This window comes from Cerasibacillus terrae, assembly GCF_008039555.1.
Lineage (GTDB): Bacteria > Bacillota > Bacilli > Bacillales > Amphibacillaceae > Cerasibacillus > Cerasibacillus terrae.
On sequence record NZ_VDUW01000004.1, the window covers coordinates 118,620 to 138,914 of the forward strand.

Below are 20,295 nucleotides of genomic sequence, written 5' to 3' on the forward strand. Positions count from 1 at the left end.
AGACTATAGATTATTCACATAATCAATAGTCTTCTTTTATAATATTTTATGAATGAAATTTATTAGAATGGATTGCACTCGAAATTCCTTCATGTTGCTTATTTATTTTTTCATTACTAGTCAACTCATAAATCATGGTCTGAATCATTTGTTCTGCCGTTTGAATCTTATCATTTTCTGTATCTGTAATTAACTTTTTTAACATTTGCTTTAAATTTTCACTTTCAATCATCATTTCACCTTCTTCAAGTGATAGCCAATTTAAACAAAATAAGTAAATATCCAAAAGTCAGCAAGTGATAAAGAATAAAAGAATTATATCATAATTCGCTAATAATGTGTAAAAAACAACAGTTTTTTTACATTTTCCCCTTATGTGTTTCGTTCTTGTTCTACTAAGAAAACTTAGTGATACTTATATTACGCTTAAAAAGGCGAACGTTTAGAAGCATCGCGACGATAAATATACCAAATACAGAGACATGCTATGAATGCACCGAGACCATCGATGAAGACGTCTCCAATATAGGGAGTACGATTTGGTGTAAAGCCTTGATGACATTCATCTACTCCAGCATATGCAAGTGATAAGAAAAACGAAACAATCAAAATGATAGAGGTACGCAATGCAGTTGTTTTTTTAAAAGCAATAAAAAAAAGAATTACTAATATAAAAAACACTGTAAAATGTGCCCCTTTACGAATGAAGAACTCAATAAAACTTTCCACCCCTAAATTCTGGACACTAATTTCTGATTTATGATATGTAAAAGATATCCATGTTAAATAAGGTTCCAAAAATGACAAATCATATACTTTCATCATTGGTTTAATATCCTGCTTTTCATAAGGCTGAGAAGATGCATAATAAATAATTCCCATCCAAGTAAATGGGAGTATCCAGAAAAGTATTTTTTTCATTATATCACCATTTTAAAATAATAATTTATCTCCATTTCTTTAACCATCAATATACCGTTTTTTTCTTAATACTGTCAAAATCTATGTAAAAGCACAATCAAACCTATTATAGGATGCTATTTACACTTCACTTTTCACGGATTATTTTATATACTAGACCCAAAGTGATTCAAGGAGGATATCAATTGAAGAAACTATCCCTTTTATTGGTAATCTGTGGAGTTTTATTTTTAGGTATTGGTGCTTACCAGTTTTTTGAAACAAAAAGCAATCAAAATGAAAGTCTTGAAGAAGCAAAATCATTATTAAAAGAAAGTAATCAAAAAAATGCATCAGAAACAATGAAGCCTACTTTTCCACTTGATTTTGACCCTTCTACTGGAGAAACGGTCGGTATGTTACATATTCCAAAACTGGAGTCCGATTTACCAATCGTTGAAGGGACAGACGAAGATGAACTTTCTCATGGGGTTGGTCACTATGCTGGAACAAGTTACCCATTACAAAATGACCAAATCGTTCTATCGGGGCATCGCGATACCGTCTTTCGGAGAATGGGAGAACTGAAGTTAGGAGATATTTTAACTGTTCAATTACCATATGGTGAATTTTCCTATGAAATTGTTGAAACAAAAATAGTTGATGCCAATGATCGTTCCATAATCGTACCAACTTCACCAGACGAAGTATTAACCGTAACAACATGCTACCCATTTTCCTATATTGGAAATGCACCTGATAGATATATCATTAATGCCCATCCAATTGATAACGAGGAGAATAAGAAGTAACACCACGAAAACCAACTAGGATAGTCTCTTTTACAAATAAACAGAATTTGTTCTAATAAGAGGAGAGTACGTAATGGAGTCTAGAGTGAAGTCAAAAAGAAAGAAGAAAAAATGGAAAAGATGGGTGTTTGGAGTTATTCTCATCTTCTTATTTATCGGTGGGGGTGCCGCATACTACATATGGGATAAAATCGGCGACACCGTCGAGACAATGCACAATCCGTTATCTAGGGATAAGGACCCTGAACGGCAAAAGGAACTAAAAAATCTATTGAAAGATACAAAATCCCTCAATATATTATTACTCGGTGTAGATGAAAGGCCTGGGGATAAAGGGCGTTCGGACACCATTATCCTTATGTCGCTGAATCCGAAAATAGATAAAATGATCATGATGAGTATCCCGAGAGATACATATGTAAATATTCCAGATAGAGGGATGGATAAAATTAATCATGCCTATGCTTTTGGTGGGACAGAGCTTACTTTACAAACTGTGGAAGCTGCCTTTGATGTACCAATCCATTTTTATGCAAAAGTAAACATGGAAGGTTTTAAACAAGGTATTGACGCCATCGGTGGTGTACAAGTTGTAAATGACTTGGATTTTTCACAAGATGGAAAACACTTTCCAGTCGGTGAGATACAGCTGAATGGTGATGAAGCATTAAAATATATTCGAATGCGTAAAGGTGATCCGCGTGGGGATATGGGTCGTAATGACCGACAACGTAAAGTAATTGCCGCTGCTATGAAAAAGGGAGCAAGTTTTTCTAGTATAACGAAAATCAATGATATCTTCCATATTTTAGGAAACAATGTGGAAACGAATTTAAAGAAAGATCAAATGCAGAAATTACTTACTAGCTATCGAAGCACGCAAAATAATATCGAAATGCTAGAAGTAAAAGGTAGTGGAAGTATGATGAATGGTGTTTGGTATTATGTTATAAGTGATACAGAATTTAATCATTTATCTACAAGCATTAAAAATCATATGAAAAAGAATTAGTCCACTCCGATTTATCTTTTCTTTTGAAACCAAAGAGGGGGAACATGATGAAACGTTTCGTATTGTTTTTGACCCTTGTCATTATTTTATTCACTAGCGCATGTTCTGCAAACAGCACGAAAGCGCCAGAGGAAAAATTTAATGATTATATAAAAGCATGGGAAAAGCAAGATTTTAAAAAAATGTATACAATGATTTCTTCTAAAGCAGAAAAACAATATAAGGCAGAGGAATTTATTGATCGTTATCAAAAGATATATAAAGATTTACAAATTAGTGACCCTAAGATTACATTTGAAGAATTGGAAAAATCAACGCTAAAAAAGGCAAAAAAAAATGGAGAAATAACAATTCCTTTTGAAGTAAAATTAAAAAGTATAGCAGGACCTATTTCATTCAAATATGAAGCAACATTAGTTCAGGAAGAATTTGAAAAGGATAAAAAAACAAAAAAAGACTGGTTTGTTCAGTGGGACCCTGGATTTATTTTTCCTGACATGAAGGATGGTTCAAAAATTAAAATGGAAATTATTGAACCAACCCGCGGGGAAATACTAGACCGCAACAAAATGCCTTTAGCAATGAATGGACTAGTCTACGAAATTGGGATTATTCCAGAAAGATTTGATGAGAACGAAACCCAAAGTAAAGAACGTCTCGCTGATTTATTAAATATTTCAGTAGAATTTATCGATGAGCAACTTCAGCAAGATTGGGTACAGTCTGATTATTTCGTACCTATCCAAAAGATAGATTCTGAAAATGAAGCAATAGTCAATGAGGCAATGACAATTGAAGGCGTAACAAAACGTGATGCAGCAGGAAGAATTTATCCCGCTGGTAAATCTGCCGCACATTTAACTGGTTATATTAGCCAAGTTACAGCAGAGGATTTAAAGAAATTAGACAAGGATCGCTATCTTCCAGAAGATATGGTTGGGAAAAGTGGACTTGAAAAACTATTTGAAGACAAACTAAAAGGCGAACGGGGAGCAAAAATTTATATTCAAAAAGAAAATGAAGAAATAATACTAGCTGAAAAACCCGTTAAACATGGAGAAAATATTACGACAACAATTGATATAAATATCCAAGAGAAAATTTTTGAATCGTATCAAGGGGTAGCAGGTACAGCAGCGGCAATTAACCCAAAAACTGGAGAAACACTAGCACTCATTAGTAGCCCTGCATACGATCCAAATAATATGGTCTTGGGAATTAGTCAAGAAAGATGGGATGTATTACAAGATGATCCAAACAAACCATTTTTAAATCGCTTTTCTGCTACATATGCACCTGGGTCTGTGTTAAAACCGATTACAGCTGCCATTGGCTTAAAGAATGGAAGCCTAAAAGCAGAAGAAGGATTAGAAATTAATGGAGCAACATGGAGTAATGGAAAAGGTTGGGGTGATTATAAAGTCCGCCGTGTTTCTGTAACCGGTGCTCCCGTTGATTTAACAGACGCACTTGTTAGATCAGATAATATTTACTTTGCAATGCAAGCAGTAAGGATGGGTAAAGATGCATACACGAAGGGATTAAAACAATTTGGAATTGGTGAGGAATTTCCATATAAATACCCAATTACACATTCATCCATTTCTTCCACTGGGAAAATTGAAGATGAAGTGCTTCTTGCAAATACAAGTTATGGTCAGGGAGAAATAGAATTAAGCTCCTTACATTTAGCTACTGCATATAGTCCAATCCTAAATGATGGAGACATGATTAAACCTACACTACTCCTTTCTGAGAAAACAGGGCAGATTTGGAAAAAAAATCTCCTATCAAAAGAGGATGCAGAAGTAATACAGGAAGGACTAAGAAAAGTTGTCACTAAAGGTACAGCAAAAGCAGCAAAGAATGATCAAGTAGCTATTTCAGGTAAGACAGGAACAGCTGAACTTAAATTATCTGCTGACCAACGCGGGGATGAAAATAGTTGGTTTGTTGCCTATCCAACAGAAACTAAAGACTTCATCATTGCGCTAATGATGGAGAAAACTCAAAGACTAGAAGGCGGCATCGCAACAAAAACAGCAACTGAAATCATTCAATATGTTAAAAAATAACTATTAAGAAAAGAGTGGCTGAGACTGTTCACTTTTAAAATGAATAAATCGCATGAAATCAAGTTTAACAATCTTGATTTCATGCGATTTTATTTTCACGTTTTATACTATAGCCAATTAGTTATGAATTTATGTTCCAGCCCTTTATTAAAACAAATCCTGACTATATGATAAAGTGAAGCTTCAATCAGTGAGGGTTTTACAACTAGTTAACTTGCGATAAATATTGTACTAATTCATAAAATAGTTTCTTATTATTTGTATCTAATGCTTGGTCAATCCGCCTCTTTATATTTAATTGTTCTAGCTCATGAATGACTCGTTCATGATTTGTCATTTGTTTTATATTTATATTAGTAAAATAAGGCTCCACAATGGAATGTAATTGAAATAGAAAGTTTGGATACATAATTAATTCATACATCGATTTATAAATGATGTCTTTTCCTTTTTGAAAAGCAAATGTGGCATGTATATTTTCAATTGCTTTTGTTTTTCGATTGACTTGTATTTCTCTTTCTTCTGTAGGAATAAATTGATATATTTGATCATTAATCAATAATGCAAAGTACTGGTAAGCTAATACAACTCGAACAATCTTTTTATCTACTTTCATATAATACGGTTTAAGCAATTTGACAGTAATCATATTTTTCCCCCTATCCAATTTATAGGGTGTTTGTTTTTTGCGTCTTTTCCATGGGATAGATAGGTAGCCATGTTGCTTTTTATTTGTATATATAGTCATGTAAGATCTTATCAGTGACCCTTTCAATATCTCCTGTTGTGTATAAATATTGGTTCTCTATTTTTTCCAAATATGTGTCAGCTTCTTTTAATAGTTGCATCCCCTTTTTCATATAACCTTTGTAGTTTTTCTTTACCTTTTCTATTTGTGATGCATATTTCTCATCTGTTCCGGATTTTACGGTTTTTTCATACATGTCAACAATCTTTTGTCCTTCTCTTTCTGGATAAAATGCATGTGGATCTGTACTGTCAAATATACAAAAATTAAGTTCCGGAACTAAAACCATATCAATACTCTCTGGGTCAAAACTACAATGATATAATTCCATATCCAATCCATATTCCTTACATGCTGCTAGTACTTTTTTCATTAAGGTGGATTTTCCTGTTCCTGCCCGCCCTTTAATAAAGTAACTGTTATTTACACGATCTAATAAGTGTGGGACGATATTTACAGAACCATCTGGTGTATTTGTTCCAAAAAGCCTCCGATAAATATGTGCAGTTTTATTTTTCCTCGTAGAATTTTTCAATAAATTATTTATTATTTCTTCTGCTACAAGATCCGCCTGTTCGAAATCCATCTCTCCGATAAAAATTTCCTCTAAGGCATCATGAATCCGTAAACCAGTTTTAAATTGTTCGTATGCTTGTTCCATCTGATTCGCATAATTTTTTTTATTCGTTGTCAATTCTTTTTCGGTAGGGCCATCTATATTTATTGCTTGAGAGACATCAATTGTTTGGATATGCTTTAATTCTGGTGCCACATCATCTGTTATAATAGCGATTGATTTTTCACGAACAATCATCCCATCTAAATACTCTTCTCCCAAAGAACTACATAAAACTTCTACAGAATACTTCCCTTCTAATTCAGTTATCAATTGTTTTAATATAGTGGATTTAAATCGTTGGGATGCATGTTTTAACATGTAAACCTTTTTTAAATCCTCTACATTAGACAATATAAAATTCACAAACCCTGCACCAGTATTACCAGTTACATAGTACATTTGTTTTTCCAATACAACACATCCTTTATAACTGTATCCCTTACCCTATTTTATGTTAGGGAAGACCTTTATGTGACAATAGACATTGCCTCACACTATTATTTGACACGTATTAGGAAAACACAAAGATACTTAGTTTAAGAGGTATGTACCATGTTTATTTTCATCTCAATTATTTCCATTTTTTCACCAGCATTTATTCATTCGTTTGTTCTATTCTTTCCCGTACTATTTCCATTTCCCTTATGGCTTCTTTCATAATAATCTCTAATTCTTCCTTTACTTCTATCATTTTTTCTGAGTCATCCAATTCCATATTTTCTAAAAGAGAATCTGCATATTGCTTCAACTCATCTTTTCGCTGCTTTTTTTCATCTTCTGTAAATGTTTGTAATCGTTGTTCAGCATCATCCAGTGCTTCTTTTATTTCCTTCTTTAAACGCTCTGTCTGTGCTTGTTGCTCCTTTTTTATGGTCGTTTCTACATTTGAAATTGCTGTTTCTTCTTTTTTATCAAACCAACTTTTAAGTAACGTGCTGATATCCTCATTGGCAAAAGCGACATGAATACTACTTCCAAAGAAAATTGCAATTATTAATGCACCAATCCACATCTTTAATCGATCATCTTTTCGTTTCATTGTATCCCTCCATATAAAAGATAAGGGTCCCTCTTTAGAGACCCTTTCTTTCTATGAATTATATTCCAGAAACTACATCATCTAGCGCTTGTTTTGCGTCATTTTCTAATTCAGTAGCTTTTGTAACAATTGCTTTTTCTTGCTCTTTTACAAACCTGTCTACAATTTCTCTTACATTACGGCGTAATTCTTCTACTTTATGGTCTACTAAATTAGTTAAATTATGAACGAGCATGTCTGAGCCTTTATTCACTTCAGCCTCAATTTCAGCTTGTGCATTTTCAACAGCATCTTCTAGTTCAGTTACAGCACGTTCCTTTACAGCTCCTAGCTCTTCTTCCATCTGTGATAGTGTTTCTTCTCCTTTATTTGCAAAATGGGAATTCAAGTCAGAACGAACATATTCTCTTGCTTCTTCACCTAAACGATTAATTTCTTGTACCCCTACTACAAAAGCATCATAAAAATCTCGTTCCATCCCTAGCAATATTTCATTTTTTTTACTCCCAAGGGACTCTAAATGGGATGCTTTTGCATTTTCAATCATATCTGTGCTTTTTTCTACTTCATATTTTCTTTTGCGATCAATTATTCCATCTGCATGGGCTTTTTCACCTGCATATTCTTCCATCAATTCTGGCTTAAGTCCTTCTCTATATTGATCTACCTCGTTTGCGGCAGCTTCTGTTTTTTGTTCAAATAAGTTATCATACCACCCTTTTAAGGCTTGTCCAGCATCCGTATTAGCAAATGCAAAACTAGCCCCTGAAATAATCCCTACTGCAACTACACCTGCGATTACTTTTCCTTTGGTCTCCTTTAGAAAGTTCACTCATTCCTCTCCCCTTTTTAATTTAATTTTCTTCATTGATTAATTCTGTTAAAAACTGTGCAATATCTTCATCGATTTCTGTTATTATTTCCTTTTTCTTTTCAGAATAGGTGTCGTGAAATAATGCTCTTTCTAATAATTCTTCTTTTGCTTGTTCTATTTTTTCTAATTGCATTGTTTGATGTTCAGAAACATTTATACCTGCCTGATTGATGATTGACGATAGTGACATTTCTGGAACAGTTTGTAATGCTTGTTCTTTTTCTAATTCCAAATCCTTAAATAATAATGTCCAATACTCCATTAAATGATCATATTCAATCATGTGAATGGTAGTCGTATCCTTTACCTGTGACTGACTAGAATGATTTCCAGATTCAATTGCAAATACATAAATAGTAGTCGTTCCTATTAATATAAAAATAACGACAATTGTTAAAACAATTTTCCTTCTCAAAATCACCTATCCTTTCTATTTTTTCACGATCCCTTGCGTCTGTGCTGTCCTATCATAATTCTATCTATATGTATAAACATGATGCAGATTGGACCACATATGTTATGATGTCAGAAATATTTGATAATCTATTTTTGATTATATGTAAAATAATAAATTTTGTAAATAATTAAAAAATACTATTTTTAAAAAAACATCTAAAAATATATAGGCTAAAAGCACTAAATCTCTAGAACAAAAGAAGGAATTTCAACTAAACTCAAGGAATGAACCATGAAAAAAGACACCCCTTCCAAAATGAAAGGATGTCTTTTTGATATTAGCAGAAAAAAATTGCCCTAGTATTAAACATAAAAAAACGCTGGTTTTCCAACGTTCTAAAAATGATTCCTCTATTCTAATTCTGTGATTGTGCGAATTTCTTGTTTCATAGAAGATTTACAAAGTGGGCACTTAGGTTCTTCTTTAAAACTTAGTGACTCACGCATCCAGCCATTACAGTCATCACTGGTACAGGCCCATACTTTTGTTTCCACTTTAGGAAGTGGCTCTTTACGTCTACGAGAAAAAGCCATGATTTTCATGTCCCCTTTCTTGTTCTATCTCTATTATAACCCTTTTACTGAAAATTTAAAAGAGGCCTACAAAAATTAATAATAACCCCCATTTATTTCGGGGATAAAACAAATAAAAAGTATCTGTAAACATGCATTAAAAAATGCACATTTTACAGATACTTTTTTTATAAACCTTGATTTGTGGAAACAGTATATTTTTTCTTTGGCCCATCTGATATAACTTCATCAGCACCTGCCCTGATTCCGACAATAAAGAGTACTGCTGCACAAAATAGTAACATCCCAATGGAATATGTCCAGCTGTTTGTTAAATCTTTTAGCCAACCAAATAAGAACGGGCCAAAAGCTGCTAATAAATATCCAAATGATTGTGCCATTCCAGAAATAGCTGCTGCTTGTTTTCCATTTGTTGTACGCAAAGCAAAAAACATCATGGATAAGCTAAATGCACTTCCGCATGCAACTCCTATTACAATAATAGAAATAACAATGAGCGATGTAGCTCCTGTTAATAAACCAACAATACCGACAAAAAATAATGTAGCGATTGAACCTGCTAATAATTTTTGGTTTTTCATTCTTTCAGCCATAATTGGTACAACAAATGTTGCAGGTATAATAGCAAACTGGTATAAGAACAACATCCAACCTGCTGCATCTGCACTATAACCATGAATAAATAAAATATCTGGTAACCACGTCAGTAGTGTATAGAATATCAATGATTGAATTCCCATAAATAGTGTTATATTCCATGCTAATGAAGAACGTAATAATCCACTACGATTTTTCTCCTTTTTTGCTTTTGGTTTTACTTCCTCTGCTTTTTCATTTTCTTTTAATTGTGGAAGCCAAACCACTATTGCAATGATTACTAAAACACCCCAAAACATTAGGGATTCTTTCCAACTCAATCCATTTATAGATGCAATTGGAACACTTAATCCAGATGCAATTGCAGCAAAAACATTCATGATGACTCCATAAATTCCTGTCATAATTCCTACTTTTAGTGGAAAACGTATTTTTATAAATGCAGGCAACAATACATTCCCAATGGCAATTCCAATTCCAATAAATAAAGTACCAATAAATAAAGCCTTCACATCAAATAAGGAACGGACGGCAATTCCAGTGATTAAAATTAATAGAGAAGTAAATATCGTCTTTTCCATACCAATTTTTGCAGCTATTTTCGGTACAACTGGAGAAAATAATGCAAATGCTAATAATGGAAGGGTTGTTATTGATCCAGCTAAAGCATTACTTATGCCTAAATCCTCTCGAATAAAAGATATAACAGAACCTACAGATGTTAACGGTGCCCTTAAGTTTGCAGAAATTAATAAAACTCCTACTATGAGCAACCATGTTTTTATATTATTTTTCTTTTTACTATCTATGTTACTAGACATCCTTTTCCTCCTCTAATTGTTTAACTCGATGTTTTAAAGTTGTTATATATTCATTGACATAAGCTTCTGCCTTTCTAGAATCTTGATTACGAATGGCTTCCAATAATTCCTTATGAATGCGTGTTTCATTCGATGCTAATGAGTCTACACTTAAAATATTACTAATCGATTCATATATACTATCTGTCATATAATCATAAAGATCATACAATAGCCGATTATCCGCCATTATTAATATCGTTTTATGAAATGAAATATCTGCTTGAATAAATTGATCCATATTATCTTTATTCAAAGCTTCTACCCCTAAATCTATACATTTCTCTAGTTCATCTAATTCATCTTCTGTTCTACGTTTTGCCGCAAGTGCTGCTGCTTTTTGTTCTAATGCTAAACGTACTTCTAACGTATCCAATAAACCAGATTTTTCCATATGTTTATTTAAGGCAACACTTAACACACTTGTTGACTGTACAATGGTTCCTTTTCCTTGTTTTGATTTCAATAATCCTGCATGTACTAATGCACGAATTGCTTCTCGTAATGTATTCCGACTCACATCAAAGGTTTGCATTAACTCTTTTTCTGATGGAATCTTTACTCCTATTTTCCAGTGACCTCTTTCAATTAATTCTTCCATTTGTAATGCAACTTGTTCCACTAAAGTTAATCGATTTGGCTTTTTTATCATATTATCACTCCAACTTGTAGGATGATTGGCATATTGGTATATTAACATAGTCATATTTCATTGTCTATTTAAATAATATAAATGTAGTGTAAACTTTATTTCATCAGTTACGATATTACAGCCTGTTAATTTACGGGTAAATTGTACTTAATGGCCATAAAAAAGAAGCACCTATTACATTGACTGTAAGAGATGCTGCCAATAATCATATATATTATTCCGACATGTTTGTACTCTCATTTCCTATTATCATATTTTGTTAGATTTCTCAAATATAATATAAATCAATTTTGTAATAAAAACATTAATTTATGAATTTTTTTCAAATTATTTGAATAAAATATATTTATTTTTTCGACATTATATCGTATAATATGACATACTATTTATTTTTTATGATATACTGTTATAGTACAACTTTATAAGGAGGATACAATATGCTAACAGCTACTTGGAATTGGTTATGGGAAAAACATGATCAAACGAAAGATATGTTTCATTTTTTTGTAAAACCAAAAAAAGCAACAGCAACATCAATGGCAACAGGTAAATCCATTGATCCAATCCGTAAAGACAATAATGGTAATAACAATCGCTCATATAAACCAATACAATTAATTGGCTTAATTCTCGGACCTTTATTATTTATTCTAACTTTATTATTTTTCTCACCAGAAGACTTGTCGAAGGAAGGACTTGCTGTTTTAGCAAGTACATTATGGATTGCTGTATGGTGGATGACAGAAGCTATTCCAATCCCTGCTACATCTCTTTTACCCATAATTTTGTTTCCGCTTACAGGTGGTTTAGAAATTGGGGCAACTACTTCTTCTTACGGAAGTGGAACTATTTTCCTATTTATGGGTGGATTTATGGTAGCATTAGCAATGGAAAAATGGAATTTACATCGTCGAATTGCCCTAAGTATTATTTCCGTAATTGGAACGAATACAGACCGTATTGTACTTGGATTTATGGTAGCAACTGGATTTTTATCCATGTGGATTTCGAATACTGCTACAGCGATGATGATGGTTCCTATTGGTCTTGCTATCATCTATCAAGTGTCAGATGCATTAAAGGATGACCCAACCATCGATACATCAAAAGAAAACTTTGGTTTTGGGAAAGCTTTAATGTTAAGTATTGCCTACTCTGCTTCCATTGGTGGAATTGCAACATTAATCGGAACACCACCAAATGCGGCATTAGCTGGTGTCGTAAAAGAAATGTATGGATTTGAATTATCATTTGCAACATGGATGTTGTTCGGAGTTCCAATTGCTGTTATTTTCATATTTTTAACTTGGATTTACCTCGTGAAGATTGCTTATCCACTTAAAGTGAAACAACTTCCAGGTGGACAAGAGATTATTACAAAGGAAAAAGAAAAACTAGGGAAACCTTCCTATGAAGAAAAAGCAGTTTTTATTGTATTTTTATTAACTGCCCTAGCATGGATTACACGTTCATTTATACTAGTTAAATTTATACCAAATATTAGTGATGAAATTATTGCAATGATGGCAGCTATTATTCTATTTATCATACCATCAAAAAATAAAAAAGGAGATTTCTTACTAGACTGGAATAGTGCAGTGAAATTACCTTGGGGAATCTTACTGTTGTTCGGTGGTGGACTTGCAATTGCCGCTGGTTTCTCTGAATCAGGTCTTTCTACATGGATTGGTATGCAATTACAAGCACTTGAAGGAGTTAATATTCTCATTGTGATTCTTCTTGTTTCTACACTGGTCATTTTCTTAACAGAGATCACATCAAACACAGCAACTGCCAACATGATGTTTCCAATTATGGCAGCCCTAGGTATTGCTTTAGGTGCACATCCATTTGCATTTATGGTGGCAGCTTCTGTTGCAGCATCATGCGCCTTTATGCTTCCAGTTGCAACACCACCAAATGCGGTTGTCTTTGGTTCAGGTTATTTACGTATTCCTGATATGGTTAAAACTGGATTTCTATTAAATATTGTTGGCATTATACTCGTTACAATTGCCGTCTATTTTCTATTACCTCTCATCTGGGGTATTGATTTTACAACTATTCCAGATGGATGGAAATAAACATCCAAAAAAGCTTGGAGAAAATACCTCCAAGCTTTTTCATATTCTTATAAAAACTATCTTTACATCACTTCATAATTATCTTGCGCGAATTGTCCTCATTTTTCGTGACATCAACTGAGCAAATATAATATAAATGAGTGGTACAAAACCTGCTACAAGAACAAGACCACTCCAACCAAACGAACTCCAAATTGGACTAAGTAATGTACTACCAAACGCAACTCCAATATAATACGAAACAAGGTATAGGCTTGCAGCACTTCCTTTATGATGTGTTGCTTGTTCACTAACCGTTGTTGCTGTCAATGAATGAGCAATGAAAAAGCCTAGACAAAGAACACACAAGCCGATAACAATCATTATAATGGAGGAACTGAGTGTAATAAATACACCACTTGATAAAACGAGTACTCCAGCAACGCGCATCGGTGTCAACTTCAAATGACCGACCATCCAACCCGCAATTGGTGAGGCAATAATTCCAATTCCGTATGCAAAAAACATATAAGAAATCGTTTTTAACGATAATTCAAACGGAGGTCCTTCTAAATAAAAAGGTAAATACGTCCATACACCTGTAAAAGAAAATTGTAAAATGATACCTAATCCAAAAACAACTAATAAACTTGGTGTTTTTAAATGATGGCCAAATCCAATTAAGTCCTTTCGAAATGGTAATTCACTTGGTTTAAAATATCGTGATTTGGGTAATAGAAAAAGAACAATAAAGAAAATGAATACTCCAGCCAATCCTAGCACATAAAAAGCTGTAGGCCACGAGTAGTGATCAGTCAAATAGCCAGTCACCACACGCCCTGCCATTCCTCCTAATGCATTACTTGATATATATAATCCTGTCGCAACACCAACACTTCTTCGGTCCATTTCTTCATTAAGATATGCTAAAGCAGAAGCTAGTAATCCTGCTGAAGCGAAACCTTGTAAAAAGCGTAGAATAATAAATAAATAATATGACTCGAAAAGTGGAATCATTAAAAATGGAATGACTGTTCCAATCAGGGAAAGTTTGATAAAGATAGTACGCCCTAACCGATCTGATAAAAAACCAAGGATAATTAAGCCAATGATTAAGCCAATAATTGTTAAAGAAAGTAATAAACTTGAAGCTGAAACTGAAATTCCATAATCGGCAACAAATACCGGTAACAATGGTTGAATAGCATATATAGAAGCAAACACAAAAAATGATGCTAACGCTAAACTTAAAGAAATTTTCCAAAAATCAATGTCATGTATCGTATAAGGAGAATCCGATTCCAACATATCACATCCATTTTAATAAAATACCTTTTATATAATATATCATAATAGAGTGCATATGAATATCTTACTTACATCTCCCTGACCTTGATTAACAATTTCATATTAAATCAACATATTTATTTTTTAACGCAAATTGGACAAGTTCATGTTGCTCTTTCAGGTGAAGTTTTTGCATCATATTCGCTTTGTGGCGTTCAACAGTTCGTGGACTTATATTTAAGTGTTCTCCAATTTGTATGTTCGTATAGCCAAGTGAAACGAGGCGAACCACTTCTTGTTCTCGTTGCGTTAATATTGATTTAGCTGCTTTCTTATCCATCATTTGCTGTAGTTGTTCTTTTGGAATGGTTGTACGATAGAAATACTTTCCTTGTGAGACAGCCTCAATTGCCTTTTTTATTTCATTTGATTCACTATTTTTCAATAAGTAACCTGATATATTACATTCTATTGCTTTTTTTACATATACTTCTTCATCATGCATGGTAAGGACGATTACCTTCGAATTGTCTGTAGAAGCTAGAATATTTTTAGAAGCAGTAAAACCGTCTAAACCATCTGGCATAGATAAATCCATTAATACGATATCAGGTTGATGTTTAACTGCTATACGGATTGCATCTGAGCCATTGTCTGTTTCCAGGATATTGTCTACATAATCAAGCTCCTCTAATAGAAAACGGATACCACGGCGGATTAAAACATGATCATCAACGATTAATATATTCATCTGATTCATTCTCCTCTAATGGGATTTCGAGTTTTATTTTAGCACCTTTTCCAGGGGAGGATTCAATTTTTGTTGTCCCTTTTAATTGTGAAATACGCTCTTTCATATGCATTAACCCTAATCCAGATTTCTTTTCTTTTATATTAAAGCCAACTCCATCATCCATAATCTGTACATAAAGTGTGTCATTATTTTTTTCCAAAATAATTGAAACTTGTTTAGCTTGGGCATATTTCATCATATTATGTAATGCTTCTTGTATCACACGATAAACATTTATCTCAATCATTGGATGTAGGCGCTCATCAAAATTATGATGGAAATGACAAGTCGTATTAGGAAGTTGTGTCTTCATCGACTTTATCAAAGAGTCCACTGTTGCAATTAAACCTAGTTGGTCCAAACTTTTTGGTCGAAGCGCTTGTGAGTAATATTTCACATCTCCCATTACCTGTCCTAATTCTTGGCGTACATCATCAATATAATCATGAAGGGTTACATCATTTATATGTGCCATTATATTATCCATTGCAATAGAAATACTGAACAGTGATTGACCTACTCCATCATGTAACTCTTGGGACAATCGCTTATGCTCTGCCTCTTTTGCCTCTGTTAACTTATGGATCATTTTTTTCGAAATCCGTGCTTCTTCTTCTTTCTTCTTCAATGTTTGGTCACGCAAAACAAGTAAATAGTACTTTTCATTTGCTTTTTCGTCGTGGTAAATCATGACATTACTCATCTCGACATCTAAAAGATACTCACCAAAAGTTGGCATCTCTGAAGAAAAATAAGGAATTTCTCCTTTGTTTGCCATTAAGTAACAACGTTCCTCTCCTGGTTTCACTTCCCTTTGTTCACAATAGGAACAATATGGGACATGTTCTCCAATCCCCCAGCCAATTAAACGATTTGCAGCCCGGTTTGCTTTGACAATTTTCCTGGAAGCATTCATCACGATAATACCATCTTTAATGTAATGAAAAAGTTTATCTGAAAAAATTTGGTCTAATTCCTCGTTCATTATAATCCCTCACTTTTACAACATCCTACACTTACTATCTAAGAAAAAAGCGAGGATAGCAAGTGTTACGTACACTGCTTCCCCGCTAAGTTGTAAAAATTATTTCGCATGCTTATTCATAACATAAAGAAAAGATTGCAAATACTTTAATCCATGTTGAATGGCTGGATCTTTTAATAAACGAAGTAAACCAAATACTGACACTGGTGCCATATCTTCATTTGCCTTAAAATGTTCATTTGTTTCTTCAATAATTTCTGCACCTTTTTTAATTGGAATGACATCATTTACACCTTTTACAATGGCATCAAATGTTTTCTCGTCGCCCCAAACATCTTCAGCAAACAACATTAAATTCTCCATTTTCTTAACCACCGGAACAAGGCTTGGTAAGGTATGCACTAATTCTAGCATCGCATCAACATGTTCTTGATGGATATGCAATTGTTCAATTTTACGCTCTGTATCTTCAGCAATCATTTGTAAAGACTTTTGATCACTTAGTGCATCTACTATAAAATTTAATTTATCTTCCACTACTTTTACAGATGATACAAACTCAGGAAGTTTATCAACAAGATAGTGAAGTGACTGCGCTTTTTCTTCATTTTCAAGTTCTTTTAGTACATTGGACACTTCTGGGCCAATTGTGCTCATTTCATTCGCCTCTCTTTCTCCAGTTTTCAAACTTACATTGTACCTTTAATCATACCGTTCCAATACATCATTGGTAGCATATGTTTTTTCATAAGGAACATACTTTTTCTTCTTTTACGTTGGTCAAATGGGAAAGACTCTTCTGCTTCATATCCGTATACAAATTCTGCTAACATAACGGTATCATACCCTGTAACAACTGGACATGAGGAATAACCATCATATTTTGCTTTCAATTCTTTTCCGTTCATGATGGCAATTAAGTTATCTACCATAACTGGTGCTTGTTTACGAACCGCTGCACCTGTTCGCGAAGTTGGTAAGCTTGTGCAGTCACCAGCTCCAAAGATATTATCATATTTATTATGGCGGAGTGTATACATGTCTAAATCAACCCAGCCTGCTTCATCTGCAATTGGACTGTCCGCAATAAATTGTGGTGGTCCCATTGGAGGTGTTACGTGAATCATGTCAAAATCGCGGGTAATTGTTTCATCTTTATTCACATGTTTAAATGTTGCTTTCTTATTCGGTCCATCGATTTCAACTAAGTCCATGAAATATGTTTCATCAATACCTTTATCTTTAACCAACTGTTTTAAAGCCGGATAATACCGTTTAACCGGGAATAAATCATCCATTCCGGAAATAAATTCGATATTTGTTTTATGACGAACACCTGATTTTCTGAAGTATTCATCTGCTAAATACATGATTTTTTGCGGAGCTCCAGCACATTTTACTGGTGAACTTGGTTGAGTAAAAATTGCTTTTCCACCTTTAAGTGTGCGAATAGCTTCCCATGTACTTTCTACATAGTCTTCGGAGTAGTTACTACAAACACCGTTTTTACCCAGTGTTTCTTTTAATCCTTTTACTAAATGCCAATTTAATTGAATACCTGCTGCAACAACAAGATATTCATATGTTAAAACGGTACCTTTATTTGTTGTTACTTTATTTTCATCTGGTGAAAACGTTGTTACTGCCTCTTGCAACCATTCTGCCCCGTCTGGAATTAATGTCTCTTGCTTACGAACACTTTCTTCTAATGTTGCGTCTCCTCCACCTACTAATGTAAAAAATGGTTGGTAATAATGATTTTCTGATGGATCAATAATTGTTACATCCCCATGTAAATAAGGAGCTTTTCTTAATAATTGTGCTGCAACAGTTAAACCAGCAGTTCCTGCACCAACAACAACAATTTTTGTTTGAATCTCTTGAGCCATATCTATTTCTCCCCTCTTGTGAGTTGTCTAATTATCACTACTTCTTTATCCTATCTTTTATTTAACCGGTTTCATATACGGTGAAACCCTCATTTTTACTTTTTTATAATTTATTTCTTGATATATATACGTTTTACGATGGTTTTAACAATATCATGTCCAGAACTATCATTGTTAGAAAGCTGTCAAAATTACTCGAGAAGATTCATTTAAAGGATAAAGTGAAACTTCCATCAATGGGAATCTTACAGCCAGTTAACCTGCAATAAAAAAGAATATCTATTGTAACCATGCAATAGATATTCTTTCATGTTTTACTTTCCTAATTTAAATTGTTCCACCAACAAATGTAGTTCTTCTGCCAATTTAGCAAGATGTTCAGAACTTGAAGCAACTTCTTCCATCGAACTACTTGACTGCTGAGCGGAGGCAGATGTTTGTTCCACACCCGCTGCGGCTTCTTCAGAAACGGAGGCAATTTCCTCAATGGAATTATTCATATTTCTACTATTATCTGCAATATCTCCTAAGTTACTAGATACTACCTGAATAGCATCAACCATTTCCGTAACAGAAGATTGAATGGTCTGGAAGGTTTTATTTGTTGTATTGATCTCCATCGTACCTTGTTCTACTTCTTTATAACCGTTCTCTAGTGATTGTGTCACATTATGGGACTCATGTTGAATATTTGTAACAAATCCTGTAATTTCTGTAACTGATGCAGCTACTTGCTCAGCTAATTTACGGACTTCATCTGCAACAACTGCAAAACCTTTTCCATGTTCACCTGCTCTTGCCGCTTCAATCGCCGCATTTAATGCTAATAAATTTGTTTGCTCAGCAACATTTTGAATCACAGCGACTAACTTAGTAATTTCCTGAGATTGTTTATCAAGATTTTCCATTTTATAAACTGCATTTTTTACAATTTGATTAATTTTTGACATTTGGGCTGTGGAGGATTCCATTAACTCTGAACCTTGATCTGTTAATTGTAATACCTTTTCCGAGTGTTCTTCTATTTGTTCACCACTTGTGTTTGCTTCGTTTACTTTTGTCGTAAATTCACCCATAATCGATGCCAAATCACTTGCACCATTTGCTTGTGTTTCTGCACCTGTTGCTAATTCTTCCATCGTCATGGCAACTTGTTCTGTTCCAGCTTTTACCTCATTTGCTGTTTGTGTCAATTCTTCACTATGACTTGATACTGTTTCTGAAACTGTACTTACTTTTAATAATAAATCGTTCATTCCCTTATTCATTTCATTTGTTGCTTCTACAAGCTGTCCAACTTCATCTTTCGATTTTACATCTAAAGCTGGCTGACTTAAATCACCATTTGCAATAGCTTTCAAGCGATTCATCACAGTAGTAATCGGATTTGTAATGATTCGCGATGTAATGGATGCTGCAATTTGACCAATCACGAGAACTAAAATAACAACAACCGTAGTCGTTATAATCAGAGACTTTCCAGTAGATAAGACATTTTGTCCCGCATGATTAATTTTTCCTTCTCGACTATCAGCGATTTCACTAAATCCAGAAACTAATTCGCGCGCTAAGGGGGCAGCCTTGTCTTGTAAAATATTCAACGCGAGGTCTTTATTACCGTGGTCATATTCACGAAAAACTTCATTGATTAATTTACTCCATTCCGCCTTTTTAGCAACTAACTGTTCCAACTCTGGTGAATTACTCATTTTAAATACCATTTCTTCTACGTCGGTATTTTCAGCCTCTGCCTTCTCAAATTCCTCACGAAAAAATTCATCATCAAATAAGATATACCCGCGTACTAAGGCTGTTTGATTTACCATACCGTAAGCCAATTCATCATCCGCAATCATTAATGGCAAATGATGATCAACAATATCTCCCATATTTTTATTCAGTTGATTGATTGCTACAAAACTAAATACTCCAAGCGCTAAAACCATTGCAATAACAATGGAAAATCCAAATAATATTTTCCTTTTAATACTTTTAAACGCAAATATTTTCTTCATAAGATACATCCTTTCCCTGCTTATAGGATTTTATCATTCAACAAAATATGTGATATTTATCACATATGATTTAAAACCTAGCCTC

The 20,295-nt window shown here is 33.8% G+C and carries 20 protein-coding genes; 4 read left to right on the forward strand and 16 right to left on the reverse strand.

What is annotated here, in order from left to right; all coding sequences use genetic code 11:
* Nucleotides 1-46: 46 nt before the first annotated feature.
* Together FHP05_RS07715 and FHP05_RS07720 are read right to left on the reverse strand one after the other, a co-directional pair.
* Nucleotides 47-232: a hypothetical protein gene (locus tag FHP05_RS07715; protein WP_147666769.1), complete on the reverse strand. Its 186-nt coding sequence runs from the start codon at nt 230-232 to the stop codon at nt 47-49.
* 194 nt (nt 233-426) lie between these two features.
* Entirely contained in the window at nt 427-921 is a 495-nt protein-coding gene (locus FHP05_RS07720; protein WP_147666771.1) for a VanZ family protein, read from the reverse strand.
* 185 nt (nt 922-1,106) lie between these two features.
* Here FHP05_RS07720 and FHP05_RS07725 point away from each other — a divergent pair, with 185 nt between their 5' ends.
* The 3 genes from FHP05_RS07725 (at nt 1,107) to FHP05_RS07735 (ending at nt 4,799) form a co-directional block, all read left to right on the forward strand.
* A complete protein-coding gene (locus tag FHP05_RS07725) occupies nt 1,107-1,712 on the forward strand; it encodes a class D sortase (RefSeq protein ID WP_147666773.1) in 606 nt (201 codons plus the stop codon).
* Nucleotides 1,713-1,785: 73 nt separating this feature from the next.
* Nucleotides 1,786-2,724, forward strand: coding sequence for an LCP family glycopolymer transferase (locus FHP05_RS07730; RefSeq protein ID WP_147666775.1), 939 nt, complete (start codon nt 1,786-1,788; stop codon nt 2,722-2,724).
* Nucleotides 2,725-2,771: 47 nt separating this feature from the next.
* Complete coding sequence (locus tag FHP05_RS07735) at nt 2,772-4,799, forward strand: penicillin-binding transpeptidase domain-containing protein (protein WP_230973959.1); 2,028 nt, start codon at nt 2,772-2,774, stop codon at nt 4,797-4,799.
* 205 nt (nt 4,800-5,004) lie between these two features.
* On the opposite strand, the gene FHP05_RS07740 is transcribed toward FHP05_RS07735, so the two are convergent.
* The 8 genes from FHP05_RS07740 to FHP05_RS15700 form a co-directional block, all read right to left on the reverse strand.
* The gene (locus tag FHP05_RS07740) at nt 5,005-5,448 is read right to left on the reverse strand and encodes an IDEAL domain-containing protein (RefSeq protein WP_147666779.1); all 444 of its coding nucleotides are present in this window, start codon (nt 5,446-5,448) and stop codon (nt 5,005-5,007) included.
* Nucleotides 5,449-5,527: 79 nt separating this feature from the next.
* Entirely contained in the window at nt 5,528-6,577 is a 1,050-nt protein-coding gene (locus FHP05_RS07745) for a hypothetical protein (RefSeq protein WP_191126287.1), read from the reverse strand.
* 184 nt (nt 6,578-6,761) lie between these two features.
* Complete coding sequence (locus FHP05_RS07750) at nt 6,762-7,205, reverse strand: hypothetical protein (RefSeq protein ID WP_147666781.1); 444 nt, start codon at nt 7,203-7,205, stop codon at nt 6,762-6,764.
* 58 nt (nt 7,206-7,263) lie between these two features.
* Entirely contained in the window at nt 7,264-8,037 is a 774-nt protein-coding gene (locus FHP05_RS07755; protein WP_147666783.1) for a hypothetical protein, read from the reverse strand.
* Nucleotides 8,038-8,059: 22 nt separating this feature from the next.
* Complete coding sequence (locus tag FHP05_RS07760; protein WP_147666785.1) at nt 8,060-8,494, reverse strand: hypothetical protein; 435 nt, start codon at nt 8,492-8,494, stop codon at nt 8,060-8,062.
* A gap of 392 nt (nt 8,495-8,886) precedes the next feature.
* The gene (locus tag FHP05_RS07765; RefSeq protein ID WP_147666787.1) at nt 8,887-9,069 is read right to left on the reverse strand and encodes a cold-shock protein; all 183 of its coding nucleotides are present in this window, start codon (nt 9,067-9,069) and stop codon (nt 8,887-8,889) included.
* Nucleotides 9,070-9,236: 167 nt separating this feature from the next.
* On the reverse strand, nt 9,237-10,487 hold the full coding sequence (locus tag FHP05_RS07770) for a CynX/NimT family MFS transporter (protein WP_147666789.1): 1,251 nt from the start codon (nt 10,485-10,487) through the stop codon (nt 9,237-9,239).
* Nucleotides 10,480-11,178 carry a FadR/GntR family transcriptional regulator gene (locus tag FHP05_RS15700; protein ID WP_147666791.1) on the reverse strand — a complete coding sequence of 233 codons (699 nt, stop codon included), beginning with the start codon at nt 11,176-11,178 and terminating at the stop codon, nt 10,480-10,482. The genes FHP05_RS07770 and FHP05_RS15700 overlap by 8 nt, the downstream gene beginning before the upstream one ends.
* Before the next feature lie 437 nt (nt 11,179-11,615).
* On the opposite strand from FHP05_RS15700, the gene FHP05_RS07780 reads away from it, so the two are divergent.
* On the forward strand, nt 11,616-13,262 hold the full coding sequence (locus FHP05_RS07780; protein ID WP_147666793.1) for an SLC13 family permease: 1,647 nt from the start codon (nt 11,616-11,618) through the stop codon (nt 13,260-13,262).
* A gap of 78 nt (nt 13,263-13,340) precedes the next feature.
* Here FHP05_RS07780 and FHP05_RS07785 read toward each other — a convergent pair whose 3' ends face one another.
* The 6 genes from FHP05_RS07785 to FHP05_RS07810 form a co-directional block, all read right to left on the reverse strand.
* Nucleotides 13,341-14,546: an MFS transporter gene (locus FHP05_RS07785; RefSeq protein ID WP_230973960.1), complete on the reverse strand. Its 1,206-nt coding sequence runs from the start codon at nt 14,544-14,546 to the stop codon at nt 13,341-13,343.
* A 100-nt stretch (nt 14,547-14,646) separates the two neighbouring features.
* Nucleotides 14,647-15,279, reverse strand: a complete 633-nt coding sequence (locus tag FHP05_RS07790; RefSeq protein ID WP_147666797.1) for a response regulator transcription factor — start codon at nt 15,277-15,279, stop codon at nt 14,647-14,649.
* Nucleotides 15,260-16,306, reverse strand: a complete 1,047-nt coding sequence (locus FHP05_RS07795) for a sensor histidine kinase (protein ID WP_147666799.1) — start codon at nt 16,304-16,306, stop codon at nt 15,260-15,262. Before FHP05_RS07795 ends, FHP05_RS07790 begins: the two co-directional genes overlap by 20 nt.
* 99 nt (nt 16,307-16,405) lie before the next feature.
* Entirely contained in the window at nt 16,406-16,963 is a 558-nt protein-coding gene (locus FHP05_RS07800; RefSeq protein WP_147666801.1) for a DUF1641 domain-containing protein, read from the reverse strand.
* Between the two features lie 32 nt (nt 16,964-16,995).
* A complete protein-coding gene (locus FHP05_RS07805; protein WP_147666803.1) occupies nt 16,996-18,195 on the reverse strand; it encodes an FAD/NAD(P)-binding oxidoreductase in 1,200 nt (399 codons plus the stop codon).
* Nucleotides 18,196-18,509: 314 nt separating this feature from the next.
* Nucleotides 18,510-20,210 carry a methyl-accepting chemotaxis protein gene (locus FHP05_RS07810; protein WP_147666805.1) on the reverse strand — a complete coding sequence of 567 codons (1,701 nt, stop codon included), beginning with the start codon at nt 20,208-20,210 and terminating at the stop codon, nt 18,510-18,512.
* Nucleotides 20,211-20,295 lie beyond the last annotated feature (85 nt).